Origin of the sequence: Candidatus Avelusimicrobium aviculae (assembly GCF_949292495.1) — a bacterium.
Taxonomy (GTDB): Bacteria; Elusimicrobiota; Elusimicrobia; order Elusimicrobiales; family Elusimicrobiaceae; genus Avelusimicrobium; species Avelusimicrobium aviculae.
Genome location: NZ_CASEZB010000016.1, coordinates 17,028 through 32,567, shown reverse-complemented (window position 1 = coordinate 32,567; position 15,540 = coordinate 17,028). Strand labels below are relative to the sequence as shown.

The 15,540-nt window shown below is 50.0% G+C and carries 16 protein-coding genes; 12 read left to right on the top strand and 4 right to left on the bottom strand.

Annotated features, from left to right (window positions below; all coding sequences use genetic code 11):
- Positions 1–3: 3 nt before the first annotated feature.
- The 9 genes from ACQY33_RS03560 to hflX all read left to right on the top strand — a co-directional run bounded on the left by ACQY33_RS03560 (position 4) and on the right by hflX (position 9,330).
- Complete coding sequence (locus ACQY33_RS03560; RefSeq protein ID WP_428074010.1) at positions 4–1,827, top strand: BatD family protein; 1,824 nt, start codon at positions 4–6, stop codon at positions 1,825–1,827.
- Positions 1,824–2,546 (top strand): tetratricopeptide repeat protein, encoded by a 723-nt coding sequence (locus tag ACQY33_RS03555; RefSeq protein WP_428074008.1) that lies wholly within the window; start codon positions 1,824–1,826, stop codon positions 2,544–2,546. The genes ACQY33_RS03560 and ACQY33_RS03555 overlap by 4 nt, the downstream gene beginning before the upstream one ends.
- An 18-nt stretch (positions 2,547–2,564) precedes the next feature.
- Positions 2,565–3,122, top strand: a complete 558-nt coding sequence (locus ACQY33_RS03550; protein WP_428074006.1) for a D-sedoheptulose 7-phosphate isomerase — start codon at positions 2,565–2,567, stop codon at positions 3,120–3,122.
- A 9-nt stretch (positions 3,123–3,131) separates the two neighbouring features.
- Entirely contained in the window at positions 3,132–3,584 is a 453-nt protein-coding gene (gene rpiB, locus ACQY33_RS03545) for a ribose 5-phosphate isomerase B (RefSeq protein ID WP_428074004.1), read from the top strand.
- A gap of 35 nt (positions 3,585–3,619) precedes the next feature.
- The gene (locus tag ACQY33_RS03540; RefSeq protein ID WP_428074002.1) at positions 3,620–5,287 is read left to right on the top strand and encodes a glucose-6-phosphate isomerase; all 1,668 of its coding nucleotides are present in this window, start codon (positions 3,620–3,622) and stop codon (positions 5,285–5,287) included.
- A 55-nt stretch (positions 5,288–5,342) separates the two neighbouring features.
- Positions 5,343–6,569 carry a tRNA (N6-isopentenyl adenosine(37)-C2)-methylthiotransferase MiaB gene (miaB, locus tag ACQY33_RS03535; protein WP_428074000.1) on the top strand — a complete coding sequence of 409 codons (1,227 nt, stop codon included), beginning with the start codon at positions 5,343–5,345 and terminating at the stop codon, positions 6,567–6,569.
- Between the two features lie 2 nt (positions 6,570–6,571).
- Positions 6,572–7,036 carry a PilZ domain-containing protein gene (locus ACQY33_RS03530; protein WP_428073998.1) on the top strand — a complete coding sequence of 155 codons (465 nt, stop codon included), beginning with the start codon at positions 6,572–6,574 and terminating at the stop codon, positions 7,034–7,036.
- 99 nt (positions 7,037–7,135) lie between these two features.
- The gene (gene miaA, locus ACQY33_RS03525) at positions 7,136–8,074 is read left to right on the top strand and encodes a tRNA (adenosine(37)-N6)-dimethylallyltransferase MiaA (RefSeq protein ID WP_428073996.1); all 939 of its coding nucleotides are present in this window, start codon (positions 7,136–7,138) and stop codon (positions 8,072–8,074) included.
- Positions 8,075–8,094: 20 nt separating this feature from the next.
- On the top strand, positions 8,095–9,330 hold the full coding sequence (hflX, locus tag ACQY33_RS03520) for a GTPase HflX (protein WP_428073994.1): 1,236 nt from the start codon (positions 8,095–8,097) through the stop codon (positions 9,328–9,330).
- On the opposite strand, the gene ACQY33_RS03515 is transcribed toward hflX, so the two are convergent.
- Positions 9,327–10,328: a trypsin-like peptidase domain-containing protein gene (locus tag ACQY33_RS03515; protein WP_428073992.1), complete on the bottom strand. Its 1,002-nt coding sequence runs from the start codon at positions 10,326–10,328 to the stop codon at positions 9,327–9,329. The genes hflX and ACQY33_RS03515 overlap by 4 nt on opposite strands.
- Before the next feature lie 75 nt (positions 10,329–10,403).
- Between ACQY33_RS03515 and plsY the strand changes: the two genes are divergently transcribed.
- From plsY to ACQY33_RS03500, 3 genes are read left to right on the top strand one after another with little or no spacing between them, the layout of a single operon-like run.
- Positions 10,404–11,042, top strand: a complete 639-nt coding sequence (gene plsY / locus ACQY33_RS03510; RefSeq protein WP_428073990.1) for a glycerol-3-phosphate 1-O-acyltransferase PlsY — start codon at positions 10,404–10,406, stop codon at positions 11,040–11,042.
- Positions 11,029–12,033: an NAD(P)H-dependent glycerol-3-phosphate dehydrogenase gene (locus ACQY33_RS03505; RefSeq protein ID WP_428073988.1), complete on the top strand. Its 1,005-nt coding sequence runs from the start codon at positions 11,029–11,031 to the stop codon at positions 12,031–12,033. Before plsY ends, ACQY33_RS03505 begins: the two co-directional genes overlap by 14 nt.
- Before the next feature lie 22 nt (positions 12,034–12,055).
- Positions 12,056–12,316, top strand: a complete 261-nt coding sequence (locus tag ACQY33_RS03500) for an HU family DNA-binding protein (RefSeq protein WP_428073986.1) — start codon at positions 12,056–12,058, stop codon at positions 12,314–12,316.
- A 72-nt stretch (positions 12,317–12,388) separates the two neighbouring features.
- Here ACQY33_RS03500 and ACQY33_RS03495 read toward each other — a convergent pair whose 3' ends face one another.
- From ACQY33_RS03495 to ACQY33_RS03485, 3 genes are read right to left on the bottom strand one after another with little or no spacing between them, the layout of a single operon-like run.
- Entirely contained in the window at positions 12,389–13,189 is an 801-nt protein-coding gene (locus tag ACQY33_RS03495) for a hypothetical protein (protein WP_428073984.1), read from the bottom strand.
- Positions 13,190–13,591 (bottom strand): preQ(1) synthase, encoded by a 402-nt coding sequence (queF, locus tag ACQY33_RS03490; protein ID WP_428073982.1) that lies wholly within the window; start codon positions 13,589–13,591, stop codon positions 13,190–13,192. It abuts the gene before it with no gap.
- Complete coding sequence (locus ACQY33_RS03485) at positions 13,588–15,537, bottom strand: heavy metal translocating P-type ATPase (RefSeq protein WP_428073980.1); 1,950 nt, start codon at positions 15,535–15,537, stop codon at positions 13,588–13,590. The genes queF and ACQY33_RS03485 overlap by 4 nt, the downstream gene beginning before the upstream one ends.
- Positions 15,538–15,540: the final 3 nt, after the last annotated feature.

The following is a 15,540-nucleotide window of genomic DNA, read 5'->3' as shown; positions in this document are numbered from 1 at the left end:
TGTATGCGTATACGTAACTTTTTACTTACACTGGCTTTTGCGGCGGCGGCGCTGGCTGCCCATGCCCAAGTAACCATGACGGCCAGCGTAGACAAAACAAACCTGTCCCTAGATGACGAACTGACGCTGACCGTACAAATTACCGGTGCGTCGGGCAATGTCGTCATGCCCCAGCTGCCCAGCCTGCCGGCTTTTAACGTATATTCCAGAGAAGTGTCTTCCATGAACATCAACGGGCAGACTTCCACCGTTTTCCGCTATGTTATGCTGCCGCGTTTTCCCACGCAAGCTACTATTGGAGCCATACGCTTTACCTATAACGGCCAAGTATACACCACCCAACCCATACAAGTAAACATTTACCGGCGCGTGCCTGCCGGCCGCAGCAAAGGAGGGGCCGTCCAGCAAGCGTCTTCTTCCGGCACGGGCGGCAATTATGACTCCGCCGTCTCTTCCCGTACGCAAAACACCATTCCGCAAGCGCTCGCTTCCACGGACACCCTGGCGGAGCAAAATGGGGATAAGAGTTTCTTTATGACGGCCGCCGTCAACAATACGTCCCCTTACGTAAACCAACAGGTGGAACTCATTGTGCGCTTTTATTATTCCCGTCCTTTCGCGGGGCAGCCGCCTTACACTCCCCCCACGGTAAACAATATTTTCATGGAACCCCTTAAACAAAACACGGAAGGGAGCCAAATCCTACAAGGAAAAATGTTTCGCTATATAGAAAACCGCTACGCGCTGTCCGGCGTACAGGCGGGCAAGGCGGTTATCGGGCCGGCTATGGTGCAATTCCAACCCGGCAGCAATGACGTCTTTTCCGCCTTTGACCGTCTTTTTGGCGGTTTGGCGGCGGAGCCCCAACAACTCGTAAAAAGCAACCCCATTACCTTAAACATACAAGCCACCCCCACCGCCGGGCGCCCCGCCAGCTTTTATGGCGCGGTGGGAACGGATTTCACCCTCCAAGCCCAGGCGGACAGAACCCAGGTGGAAGCCGGGGAAAGCATTAATTTAACCGTTACGGTCAAAGGACCGGGTAATTTAAAACCCACCTCTGATTTAAAAATACCGCAAATAAACGGGTTTCGGGTGTATGACGTGGCGTCAGACTCCGTCACCCTACCCCTGGGCCGGGGGACGCAAAGCACCAAAACGTTTAAAACGGTGCTGGTGCCTACGGCATCCGGTTCGTACACCATACCGGCGTTGGCTTGGTCCTATTTTAACCCGAAAACCAAACGCTATGTGACGTTGACCACCAAACCCATATCCGTGGAGGTTACCCCCTCTACCAAGGCGGATAACGCCGTCAGCTTTACGGGAGGCAATACTTCCGGCGGGTTTAGACAGCTGGGTAAAGACATCCGCTATATAAAAACAGACCCATATCCGGGAGAAGTGGGCTGGTTGGTGTCCGTAGGGGCATTAACCTGGCTGGCGTGGATATTCATTTTCTTACCTGTTATATGCCGGCTTGCGATATGGCTGGGGAAAGATTCCCTTAAGAGCAAAGCCCCCATTTTAACCGCACGCAACCAATTAAAAAAAGCGTGTGTGGAAGAACAAGTAGCCGCCGCGGTGGAAGAATTTCTATTAAAACGTTTTCACATTAACATGGGCAGCAATAAACTGCGCGAAGTATTAGAAATATTAAAACAAAAAGGTGTCCACCCGGACACATTAAAAGCGTTTGCCGCTTTATGGCAACGGCTGGACGCCGCCCGCTTCGCTCCGGAAAACTTAGCCGCGGCGGACACCCGCGCATTAGCCGCCCAAGCGCTTAACCTGCTAAAACATTTAGATTCGGAGGGCCGCTTATGAAAAAACTTTTTGCTGTTCTAGGTTTGTTGGCGGCGCTTGCCGCAGGATCTTTTGCCCAAGAAGAGGCCTCCCAGGCGGAACAATATTACAGCCAGGGCAAGTTTTCCGCCGCGCTGAATTTGTATGAAGATGAATTAAAAAACGCCCCAAACAACCCCTATGTTTACTACAATATAGGTAACTGCTATTTTAAAATGGGCAGTATGGGTTTGGCCGTAGCCAATTATTACAGGGCGTTCCGCTTAGCCCCGCGGGACGGGGACATCCGCCACAATTTAAACTTGGCGATGGAAAGCGCCGGGGAACATTTAGTTCCGGGTGGAATGCCGGAAGTATTGCACAAATTGTTCTTTTTATTATCCTATAACGAATTAAAAGGCCTGGCAATGCTGTGCTTGGGGGCCTTTTCCTTACTGCTGTGCATATGGATAATAAACCGCCGTTTTGGAAAAACGGTTTGGGCCCTGCTGGCGGCGCTTATCATCTGCGGCGGGTGGCTGTATCTGCGGCGGGGGCAGGAAATGCAGGTTTTGGCGGTAGTAGCCAGCCCCACGGCAGAGCTGCGCAGCGGCCCGGGGACAAACTTCCCGGCCAGCGCCAATTTAACCCACGGCCATTTGGTTATACTAAAAGACAGCCGCAATCATTGGGAAGAAGTAATCGTAAAATCCCAAGGCATACAAGGCTGGATAAAAAGCGAAAGCTTAGAGAAAATTTAATACTTTAAAGAGGTTTTTATGTTTATTCAAAAAGAAGCCGACGAACTGATACAAGCCCTTACTTACGTAAAGGAAAATTTAGCCCAACAAACGCAAGACCTGGCCGACCAAATCATTAAATGTTTTAAAAACGGCGGGAAAGTGATTTTAATGGGCAACGGCGGCAGCGCGGGAGACGCGCAGCACATCGCCGCGGAATTTGTGGGCCGCTTTAAAAAAGAACGCCCTTCCATGCCGGCTCTGGCCTTAAATACCAATACTTCTACCCTGACCGCCGTGGGGAATGATTACTCTTATGATGTGGTATTTTCCCGCCAAATAGACGGCTTTGCCAAACCGGGGGACGTGGTAATCGGCATTTCCACCTCCGGCAACAGCCGCAATGTGTATTTGGCGTTGGCTTTAGCCAAGCAAAAAGGCTGCTTTACCGCCGCCCTGCTGGGTAAAGACGGGGGCACCATTAAAGACATTGTAGACCTGCCTTTGGTTGTCAAATGGCCCAATACGCCGCGCGTGCAGGAATGCCATATCTTTCTGGGCCACAGCGTGTGCGACCTGGTAGACCAAGCTTTTTAACGGAGTATTATGAAAATAGCCGTAGGATGTGACCATGCCGGTTTCCCGTTAAAAGAAACGGTAGTGGAAAAAATAAAAGAAATGGGGCACGAAGTGCTGGACTGCGGCACCAACAGCGCCCAACGGGTAGATTACCCGGACTACGCTTTTAAAGCCGCCGGTTTGGTGGTCCAAAACAAGGCGGACCGGGCCGTGCTTATCTGCGGAAGCGGAATAGGCATGTGCGTAAGCGCAAACAAAATAAAAGGCATACGCGCCAGCGTCTGCCATGACGCCTACTCCGCAGCGCAAGGCGTACAGCACGACAATTTAAACGTTCTGTGCCTGGGGGCGCGGGTAATAGGCCCCAGCACGGCGCAGAACGTGTTGGAACAATTTTTAAATGCTTCTTTTTTGGCGGGAACCCGCCACGAAGAGCGCCTGGAGAAAGTACTCCAAGCGGAAAAGCAAAATTTTAAATAAGGCCGCAAGGTCTTTAAAAAAGGAATACAAGTATTATGAACACACACGAAACTCCCCTGGCCGAAGGCATCATTCGCGAAGGCCTGATTAAACTGGAAGGGTTGGAATTTAACACCAAATTTTGGGCTAAAGATCCCACCCTTTGGAAGCAGGACAAAGAACACAAGGAATTTATCGTAAAATTCTTGGGTTGGCAAAAAGTGTATGACTGGACGCTGGAACGCGTGGATGACATTTTAGCTTTTGCGGCCGATGTAAAACAAAATTTTAAATATGTGGTGGTAATGGGAATGGGCGGTTCTTCGCTCGCGCCGGAAGTAATCCGCACCGTATTTGGCAAACAAGCCGGTTACCCGGAACTGATCGTGTTAGATACCACCAATGCGGACTGGGTGCACGCCGCCAGAACCCATATTGACCCGGCCCAAACCCTGTTCATTTTTGCCAGCAAATCCGGCGGCACGGTAGAGCCCTCTTCCCAATACGCTTATTTCCATGAAGAAGTGAAAAAAGCCGGCGTAAAAGACCCGGGGCAGAACTTCTGCGCCATTACAGACCCGGGCACCGGCTTGGAAACTTTGGCTAAAAAGAATAAATTTCGCAAAATTTTCTTAAACCCGGCCGATATCGGCGGGCGTTTTTCCGCGCTGTCCATGTTTGGCATGGTGCCGGCCGCGTTAATGGGCGTTGATATTGTAAAACTGCTTAAAATCGCCCAAAAAGAAGCCCAAGGCTTTGGCCCGGAGGCTGATTTTAAGACCAACGCCGCCGTTAAATTAGGGGCTTTAATGGGCGCCAGCTTTGCCAACCACAGCAAAGACAAGCTGACCATTATCACCCCCAAAGAACTGGCCTCTTTTGGCTTATGGGCCGAACAGCTGGTGGCGGAATCCACCGGTAAAGAAGGCAAAGGCATTGTTCCGGTGGTAGGCGAAGGACTGTTTAAAAACTTTGACTACCGCGAAGACCGCGTATTTGTACACATTTCCAATGGGTCTGAAGACGATAAACGCGTCAGCGCCATTATGGATGATTTGGAAGAACGCAGCTACCCGGTAATGACCATCTCTATGGAAGAAGAGTATGAACTGGGAGCCCAGTTTCTGCTGTGGGAAATCGCCACCGCCGCCGCCGGCGCCATTATGGCTATTGACCCGTTTGACCAACCCAACGTGCAAGCCGCCAAAACACTGACCAAGCAAATTTTGGGCAAACTGGAAAAGAAAGAAATTTCAGACGAAGAACTTAACAAACCTTTCATGGTGGCTAAAGATATTGAAAAAGAAGTAAAATTTGATACCTTGGCCCAGGACGTCTACTCCCTCTTGGAAAGCAACGACTATATTGCCCTGCTGGCCTATGTGTATCCGTCCGAAGAAGCAGCCAAAGCGCTGTTGGCCCTGCGCGATAAAATCCTCACCCGCACCAAACGCGCCGTGTTGTTTGGTTACGGCCCGCGCTACTTGCACTCCACCGGCCAGCTGCACAAAGGGGACGGCAACAACGGCGTGTTTATCATCTTATCCGCCGACGCGGAAAATGACATCCAAATCCCCGGCCAGCACTATACTTTTGGCCAACTGTGCGCCGCGCAGGCTTTGGGTGACTTCCAAGCGCTGGAAGAAAAAGGCCGCCGCGTAATCAAAATACACCTTACGCAGCCTATCTTGCAGGCCATTAAAAACCTGAGCGATAAGTTCTAAATTCTTGCAAGCCAAAAGGCGGTCTTTAGGGCCGCCTTTTATTTTTTATATACGTATGAAAGTATTCCTGCAAACCTTCGGTTGCCAAATGAATTTGGCAGACTCCCAAGAAATGTTCTCCCACCTGCACGCGCGGGGGGCCCAGCTTGCCCAAACGCCGGAGGAGGCCGATGTTATTTTAGTAAACACCTGCACCGTGCGCGAGCACGCGGAACACCGCGCCGTTTCTTTCTTAGGGCGCCTGGCCAAATGGAAACAGCAAAAGCCCGGCCGCGTGATTATCTTTGCCGGCTGCGCGGCCCAGCGGCTGGGGGAAAAGCTGAAAAAAGAATTTCCTTTCTTAGATATAGTGGCGGGAGCCAAAAGTATAGATGCCTTTCCCACTCTATTAGACAAAAGCAGCCTGTTTCCCCCCGCGCAGGAAACCCTTTCTCCCGCGCAAGAAGGGCTTACCGGATACGTAACCATTATGCGGGGATGTGATTTTAGGTGCTCTTATTGCATTGTTCCCTATGTACGCGGGCCGGTAAAATGCCTGTCCTCCCCGCATATTTTGCAGGAAGTGCGCCAAAAGGCCGCCCAAGGGGCTAAAGAAATTATGCTTTTGGGACAAACCGTAAACGCTTATAAAGACGGAGCCTCCTCTTTTGCCGATTTGCTAAACCGCGTGAGCGAAGTGCCCGGCGTGGAGCGGGTGCGTTTTATGAGCCCCCACCCGGCCTATATCACGCCGGATTTTTTGGCCGCCGTACGCCATAACCCCAAAATCGCCAAGCATATTCACTTGCCGATACAAAGCGGCTCCAGCAAAGTATTACGGGAAATGAAACGCGGCTACACGCGGGAAATACTGCTTGAAAAACTGGCCGCCTTGGCGGACTGCCAGATGACGGTTTCCACGGATATTATCGTCGGCTTCCCGACTGAAACCGAAGAGGATTTCCAACAAACTCTTTCTTTGGTGGACCAAGCCCAATTTTTTGCCGCCTATTGTTTTAAATATTCCCCCCGCGCCGGCACCCCCGCCGCCCAAATGACCCTTTTGGCGGAAGAGACACTGGAACAACGGCTGGATATTTTGTTAAATAAAGTGAGAGATTTAAGCGCCCGCGCCTATACGGCGCAAATAGGCACGCGCCAGCAAGTGCTGATGGAAGAAGAAAATAAAGGGCGCTCTTCCAATAATTTTTGGGTAAAAACCTCCAAAAATTATACAATAGGCAGTATAGTTGACGTTGAGATAGCCCGTGCAGACGGCACTTTATTATTTGCCAAGGAGTAAGTATGACTAAAAAAAATATCCCTGAAAAAAGACGGCACCCCCGCATGCCCGTCATCAGCAATTTAATTGAACCCGTCAACCTTTTTTATAAAACCCAAGACGGAAAAGAAACCAGCCTAGTAGCCATTTTGGCGGACTTGTCCGCCTCCGGCATGCGCATGATTAGTTTCTTGGGCGCGCCGCTGGCGGATAAATTTTCCATCAGTCTGCAGCTGCCGGGAACGGAAAAAATGGAAATCGGCGCCAAGATGGCTTGGGTAAAACAGCGGGAAAATGTATACACCATCGGTATAGAATTTACCAACATTAAAGAAAAAGACGCCAAAGCCATCAGCGAAATGGCGGATGATTTTAATGACTGCGACACCCGCATCTTGTTAAAACTGCCGGATGTATGCGTTTCCACCTGCAAATGCTGGCGCATTTGCAATAAAATACAAAAAGACGAAAGCTTGTTTGAAAACTAACTCTTACGCAAATAATAAATGCCAAAACCGGGGTCTAAAAAGGCCCCGGTTTTTATTATCTCCGGGTTTGCCTGGGGCAAATTTACTAAAATATAAGTTATGAAACCCATTGTTATTTGCGGCCCTACCGCCTCCGGCAAAACAGAACTGGCGCTGGAACTGGCCCGGCAGACAAACGGAATTATTATTTCCGCCGATTCCCGCCAGGTATACACCCATTTAACCGCCGGGACAGCCAAACCGCAAGGCGTGTGGCAAAACGGTGTGTACTTTGTGGAAGGCTTACCATATTATTTAGTGGATTTTTTGCCCGTAACAGACGTTTTTAACGCGGGCGCCTTTGCAGAGAGCGCGCGGGAAATTGCCGTTCAACATCCGGGACGCCCGCTTATTTTTGCCGGAGGGACGGGAATGTACCTGCACGCTTATTTTGTGGGCATGGATACACTTCCCCCCTCCACCCCGCAAACCCGGGCCCAATTAACCGCCCTGCTGAAAGACAAAGGCAAAGAAGGCCTGCACGCGGCCTTGGCCCAAAAAGACCCCGTTTCCGCCAAATCTATTCCCACAGGAAACGTACAGCGCACCATGCGCGCCTTGGAATTATGCCTGCTTACGGGCCGGCCCGCCAGCCAATTAAAAAGCGGCCTTTTTCACACCCTGCCGGACCCGGAAAAAAGCGCATTTGTCTATTTAAATTGGGATAAACCGGCCCTAGACGCCCGCATACAAGCCCGCACGGAAGCCATTTTTGACCCCATGTGCGCCGAAACCCAAACCCTTTTAAACCAAGGCGTTGCGGCGGACGCACCCGCCCTGAAAAGTTTGGGCTATCCGCAGGCCGCGGCTTTTTTACGGGGGCAGTTAACCCGCCGGCAGGCCATAGAACAAATTGCCCAGCTCACCCGCCAGTACGCCAAACGCCAGCGCACTTGGTTCAACCGTTATACCCAGGCGTTAAAACTACATTTACAAGACCCTAAAGATTTTTCTTTGCCTGCGCTGTGCGCCCAAATCCTTTCATTTAGCCGGCATTAAAACTTTTATAAAATAGAATTATGGAACGCGTCATTTTGGTAAGCGCCTGCCTGAAAACCCAGCGGCAAAACGAAAAAACCCTGCAAGAACTGCGCCGCCTGGCCCACACCGCCGGGGCGGAAGTAGTATATATGTACCGCGTACGGGTGGAAGCGTTTAACGCCGCCACGCTGATAGGAAAAGGAAAACTGCAAGAAATCGCCCTCCAGACAACGACGCTAAAGGCGGACGGCGTCATTTTTGACGATGAGATCTCTCCCGCCCAACAGAATAATTTGGAAGAAATTCTCCCCGCCAAAGTGCTGGACCGCACCCGCCTTATCTTAGACATTTTTGCCCAGCGCGCCCGCACCCAGGAAGGGAAACTGCAAGTGGAACTGGCCCAATTAAAATACCTCTTGCCCCGCCTGTCCGGCCGGGGGGCCGCTATGATGCAGCAAAAAGGCGGCATTGGTATGCGCGGCCCCGGGGAACGCAAATTGGAATATGACCGCCGCCGCCTGCGCCTGCGTATCAGCCGCCTGGAAAAAGAAATAGAAGCAGTAAAAGCCGGCCGCAGCCTGCGCCGGCAAAGAAGATCCCAGGTTCCCTTGCCGCAAATTGCGCTGGTGGGTTATACCAACGCGGGCAAAAGCACCTTGTTAAACGCGCTTACCCAAAACCAAAGCGTATATGCCGATGACAAACTTTTTGCCACACTAGACCCCACCACCCGCCGCGTGCATATGCCAAGCGGCGGGGAAATGCTGTTTACGGATACGGTGGGGTTTATACAAAAACTGCCGCACAGTTTGGTTACTTCGTTTAGGGCCACGCTGGAAGAAACCGCTTTTGCGGACGTCATTCTGCACGTGCAGGACGCGTCCTCCCCCAACCGCCGGGAGCAAGAAGCCACCGTACTGCAAATTATTACGGATTTAAAGGCCGAAAACATCCCCCTTATCCCCGTTTTTAATAAAACAGACCTCCTATCCCCCGGGCGTTTGGAACTGTTGCGCGCCCAACACCCGCAAGCCGTTTTTGTAAGCGCGCTGGAAGAAGCCAACCTGACCGCCCTGCTCAGGCGGGTGGAGCAAGCCGCCTCTTATAAATGGAAAGTGCGCACCCTCACCCTGCGGACGGAGCAGCTGCAACACCTGGGCGTGTTTTACGAAAAAGCCCTCGTGATTAACCGAAAAGAAACCCCCCGCGGCCTGATACTAACCTTTATGGCCACAGAGGGTAATTTTGAAAGTTTAAAACACCGCTTGGCTTAGCTTGCCTGCATGGCCGCGTCCAAGGCGGAAATAATGCGGTTAAACTTTTGGTTGGTCAGCTGGGCAGCCCGCGGCACCGCCCCGGTAAAGCGGACTTGGGGCACGTGGCTGCGTATAAAAGCAAGCACCCCGCTGCTAAAACCGGTAAATACAAAATAAGAATCCGCGTTTTGGATGGTGGGCAGGGGTTTGCCGTCCGCGTCTTTAAAGGGCATCGCCCCGTTTTTGTTTTGGAAACTCATAGACACAATTCCAATCAAATCCCCCTCCGCCGTAAACACGCCGCCGCCGCTGTTTCCTTTCTGCACGCCAAACGCGGTGGAAACACAGTGCTGCAGTTCGCTCACAAAAAAGGCCTGCCCTCCCGTATTATATACCCAAGAAATATGCCCTTTTTCCGCCCGGGGAACGGCTATGGGCGGCGTAATGCGTGCGGAAACGGCCGCGTCAAACGTTAATAAACGCGGGGCGGGGGCGTTCCACTGGGCTTGGGTTTCCGGATAAAAGGGAAGTTTCTTCTCAAACTCCGCGCGGGAAAGTTCTTTTTCTTTATCCAAATCCATAAATAGGTAGCCGTCTTTCCCTGGGGCAAAGCGAATCAGCGCCACATCAAAACTGCTGTTTCGGTTTTGAGCGGGATTATACCCGGGAAAAATAAACACATTGCGAAGAGAAGAATTACTATGCACCCGGGCCTGGGCAAGCAATGGGTCCGGCGATTGGGCCAAATCAAACTGCACCACGCAGGAACGGTTTGCGCCGCAAAAATCATACACACAGTGGGCGGCGGTAATGTACCAATCCCGCGTTAAACGCACCGCCTGGCAATGCGCGGCCTCCACCTGCCCGTCCGGCGTGCGTTCATCGGCCCATACGGTAAAGCCTTTCTGGGCCAAAAAAGCGTCTGCGTTAATCTGAGGGGTCTTTTCCGTCTCTTCCCCGTAGGCAAAAACAGGAAGACACCCCAAAACGGCTAAAAAATAAGTAAAATATTTCATATATAGTAGTTTATATAAAAAACACAGAAAAAGCCACACAAAAACCCTGTATCAAAATTTAATATAATGGAATATATGACAACTACCGTTATCGTTTTGATTTTAGTCAGTTATTTTTTGGGAGCGGTGCCTACCGGCTACCTGATTGCAAAAAAAGTAATGGGTATTGATATCCGGGAGCACGGTTCCGGCAACCCCGGGGCGGCCAATGTATACCGCACCGTAGGGAAATGGGCCGGCGTAAGTACGTTTTTGGTGGACGCGTTAAAAGGATTCATACCGGTTTCCGCCGCTTTATACTTGTGCGCGGACAGCCCGCATAAATACTGGGTTGCCATTGCCTGCGGCACTATTGCCATTTTGGGGCATATGTGGACCATTTACCTTAAATTCCGCGGCGGCAAGGGCGTAGCCACTTCCGCCGGCGTATTTGCCGCGTTGCTGCCTATCCCCACCGCCATCGCTTTTGGCGTATTTGTCATTTGCGTGGCCTTATGGGGGCGTATTTCCATAGGTTCCATTTTTGCGTGCGTCGTACTGCCCATAGCCAGCTTTCTAATCGGAAAACACCCCATGTCCGTCAACATCATGGTAACGGCCATTGCCCTGCTGGTTATTTATAAACACGTACCCAACATCAAACGCCTGCTGGCCCATAAAGAATTAAAATTTGAAGACGGTGCCAAAAAGAGACAAGACAATGAAAATAAATAATATTACCGTTTTTGGGGCTGGCATTTGGGGCAGCGTCATCGCCCAGCATTTAGCAAAAAAAGGCTATCATGTTTCTCTGTGGGAATATTCCGAACCGCTTTTAAACGTACTTAAAACCAGCGGTACGCATCCCAACATTCCGAATTTTAAACTGCATGACAACATCCGCCTTACCGGGGATGTGGCCCAAGCCGTAAAAGACACCGATTTAATTGTTTTTGTTATTTCCTCCAAGGCTATCCGCTCTTTCTGCCGGGAACAGCTAAAACCGCTTTTGGCGGGAAAAGCGGTGCCGGTGGTAAGCGCCTCCAAAGGCATAGAAGACAAAACATTTAAAACCATCTGCGAAATTGTGGAAGAAGAACTCCCCCAAATACAAGGCAAAGCCTTAGCCTTCAGCGGGCCCAGCTTTGCGTTGGAAGTAGCCCAAGGGGTTCCCACCAAAATCATGCTGGCCGGAAAAGACCCCCAGCTTACCGCCCAAATCGCCGAGGTATTCAACGCAGACCCGATTATTGTGGTCCCGGCGCAAGACCGCCGCGGCGTGGAATACGGCGGCGGGATTAAAAACGTGCTGGCTATTGGCTGCGGGGTGATTGACGGCATTGGGGACGGAGCAAACGCAAAAGCGGCCCTTATTACCCAAGCCCTGGCTGAAATGAACGATATTACCGTCAGCCAAGGGGGCGCCGCCAACACCGTATACAGCCTGGCCGGGTTTGGGGACGCTATCCTTACCGGCATGTCCGCCATTTCCCGCAACCGCAGACTGGGAGAGAAGTTAGGATCGGGCTTATCCTTAGAAGAAGCCAAGAAAGAAGTAGGCACTATTGCCGAGGGCGTAAATACCGTGCAAAGCGTGTATGACATCGCCCGCAAAAACCATTTAGAAACCCCTATTATAGACGCCATTTGGCAAATTGTATGCAAAGGGGAAAAACCGCACGTGCTGTTGCACGCCATGGGTTTTATAAACCGTGGAAACAAATAAGTAAATAAGGAAAAATAGAATTATGAATAAAGATGATGTTATCCGCCACCTTACCCGTCATGTATTAGACAAAAAACAAGCGAAAACCTCTGTAGACAAAGTGTTTGAAATCATCAAACACGGCCTAAAAAGAGACGGCAAAGTGGTTATCAGTAATTTTGGCTCTTTTCACTTAAAAACGGCCCGCCCCGTTACGCGCCGTAACCCTAAAACCGGGGAAAAAGTGCAAGTGCCAGCCAAACAAAAAGTACGTTTTAAACCTTCTGAAAACTTGCTTAAATAGCCCCGCTTTTTGCTAAAAACGCCCCGGGTAAATTTCTTACCCGGGGTGTTTTATACAAAAAAGACAATATTATTATAAAACTTGTTTTAATTCTATCGGAAGAGCCGTTTTATCAATAGATTTAACGCTGTGCGTGTTTAGCTTGTCTTCCAACCCAAAAATATTCACACGGTAAGAAACCAATATTTTACCGTCTTTTTCTTCTATGGTTTGAATTTCAAAAACTTTATCCGGCAAATTACTGTCAGACTCTAACACCACCAACATCTGTTTATTAAAATCCACTTCGGGGTATTTTCCGCGGGCGATGGTTTTAAATGCTTTATACTCCGCCGTGTTTTTTATTAGGCGCACTTTTACCGGGGCCTCCAGCATGGTTATGCCGGTAGGGGTGTCAGTCAATGATTCGGAAGAGGAGTCATTTCCCCCCTCTTGACTGTCCTCCGGCTGTAAGTTAACAACAGCTTTTGATAAGTCCTGAATATCTTTCAAGGCAATGGGCAGAGGCTGTTTTTCCTCTTGATTTAAAGCTTCCTTGTTTTCTTCCTGCCGGGGAGCAATGCCCACCATTCCCTCTACCTTAATCTTAGAAAGCTGAGACGGCAAATCAGCGGCGCTTTGCAATTCTGTTTCCTCAGGGTCTGCTTCTTCCACCCCTTCCGCCAAAGAAGCTTTTTCTAAATTAGCGGTAGAAATACTGGCGCTGAGAGGAGCCTCCTGTTCGGCTGGCTTCTGCGGGGGCAGTTGCTCCGCGGCTTCTTCCAGCAAAGGAGCCTCCCCGCTGTCTGACGGGAACAACACATATACCGCCCCGGCGCCTGCCGCCAAGGTAAGCGCTAATGTAAGCAGCGCTAAAAGAGGTTTTTTAGCCATTTATTTTTTCTCATACTTGGCGACAATGACGGAGCGCAGCCCGCCGCGCGGGGTAAACGTACCCGTTACCGTCGCTTTTTTAGGACGGCAAGCTTTTACCACGTCGTCCAAAATTTTATTGGCGATATTTTCCATAAAAATGCCCATATCGCGGTATTCAAGCAAATAATATTTAAGGGACTTTAGCTCCAAACACAATTCATCCGGAACATACTCAATCGTAATCACGCCAAAATCCGGCAGGCCCGTTTTAGGGCAAACGGAAGTAAACTCCGGCAGTTCTATTTTAATGTCGTAGTCCCGTTTATATTGGTTGGGCCAGCATTGTATATCCGGCAGAACGGCATCCGCGTTTTTGCGGGCGTGGTCGGAAGTATAACCAAAATCAATATCCTGTGTCATCTTATTCTAAGTAACCTCGCTGAATTTAAGAAAACGATACCCAGCCCCAGCGCTAACCCGCCGGGCACGGTATACCAAGGCAAGCTGCCTCTCACGCCAAACAATACGTAAAAGGCCAATCCCGCCCCGAACAAAAAAGAAAGGAAAAAGTTGCCGTGTATAACCCGCTTCAACTTTTTATTTATTTTAAATAAATCAGGCAATGAGTACAAGTCATTACGCTTAATAATAATATCCACCCAGTTATTGTATAAATTGCGCCCGGAAAAGAACACAATGCTGGCGTCTGAACGCAACAGCGCGATAATATCGTTAAAACCGTCCCCCACCATTACCACCTTATGCCCGGCGGCACGCATATTATTAATGATTTCCGCCTTGGTTTTGGGAAGCACGTTATAGCTCATCTTTTCAATACCCACTTGTTTGGCAATAGACGAAACTGATAATTCATTATCACCTGATATAAGCACGAGTTCTTTGTCTTTCTGCTGTAAAAAGCGCACCGCGTCCGCCGCGCCGGGGCGAAGCGTATCGGACAGGGTTAAATGCCCCAAAAATTTACCGTTTTTAGCCACGCAAATAAGCGGTTTATCTCCGGAGAACATCTCCACCTGTGTTTCTATCCCCATTTCCCTAAGCCAAGTTTCCCGGCCGCATACAATTTTATCCCGCCCGCAGTTGGCCACTACCCCCAACCCTGGCAAGACGTCAAAAGAAATTACTTTACGCAGCTTAATATTGTGTTCCTTAGCATATAGATTGACCGCTTTGGCAAAAGGCCCGTCTACCATTTGCTCGGCGGAAGATACGCTTTCCAACATTTGTTTGAGCTGGGAGGCTGTTTCCGCAAAAACGCCTTCCACCCGCAATTCCCCATGCGTAAGGGTGCCGGTTTTATCAAAGAACAACGTGTCGGACTCGGCCAAATGGTCTAACGCGTCTACATTTTGCAAAATAATTTTATGCGCCGCGGCCCCCGCATAGGCAAAGGAATGGCCCAGCCAGGCGGCAAACACAAACGCCGGAGTGCAGACCAGCGCTAAAGAAAGCCAAAACGCGCCAGAATAATAAAATACGTTTTGATACCCGCTTGCATGCAGCAGCCATAAAAAAACCCCTCCGGCATAGAGAATGCCCAAAGGAAGGTAAAATTTGGCGGCGCGGTCCAAAAAGCAAACACCGGGGGCGCGGTTAATCTCACTGTTTTTAATGGCGTTGATAATATCCATCACCACCGAAGTAGCCAACAGCCCGGTTACTTCTATATAAATTTCATCGGCCTTGTTTAGCGTTCCGGCAAAAATAACGCTTCCTTTCTTTTTGGCGGTAGGAAGCATATTCCCCGTAATGATGCTTTCATCTACGGCGCTTGCTCCTTTGGCCACCACCCCGTCGCAAGGGATGCGCTCCCCCGGCTTAACCAAAATAATATCCCCGGGGGCTAGTTCATGCGCAAAAACTTTAAACGTGCGGCGGCCTCGGCACAGGCGCGCGGCTTTGGGAAGAAAATCATCCAATTTCTTAATAAATACTTTGGTTTGTTCCCTCCGCTGGACTTCCCGGCGCATCACCCATAAAGCCAAAACAGCCAAAAGAGCCCCTTCCAAATACAAATCACCGGGCAAACCAAAAAGCGGAGCCGAAACAAATGTTTTTAATATGGAATATACAAACGCCGCCGTTACAGATAAACTGACCATAAGGGCAAAAGACAAACGCCCGCAAGCCAAATCTTTTAATGCGGCGCGGTGGAAAAGGTCCGTACAAAACAAATATACGCTAAGAGATAAGATAAATATACCGGTGCGGGAATGGTCAAACACAACGGAAAACAAAATAAAACAAGTAAAAACAAAAGCCAAAACCAAACGGTATGTATACGCACGCGCCGCAAAATCAAACGCGGCGGTACGCACGGCAAAATTAGTTACGGTAGCAGACATTTT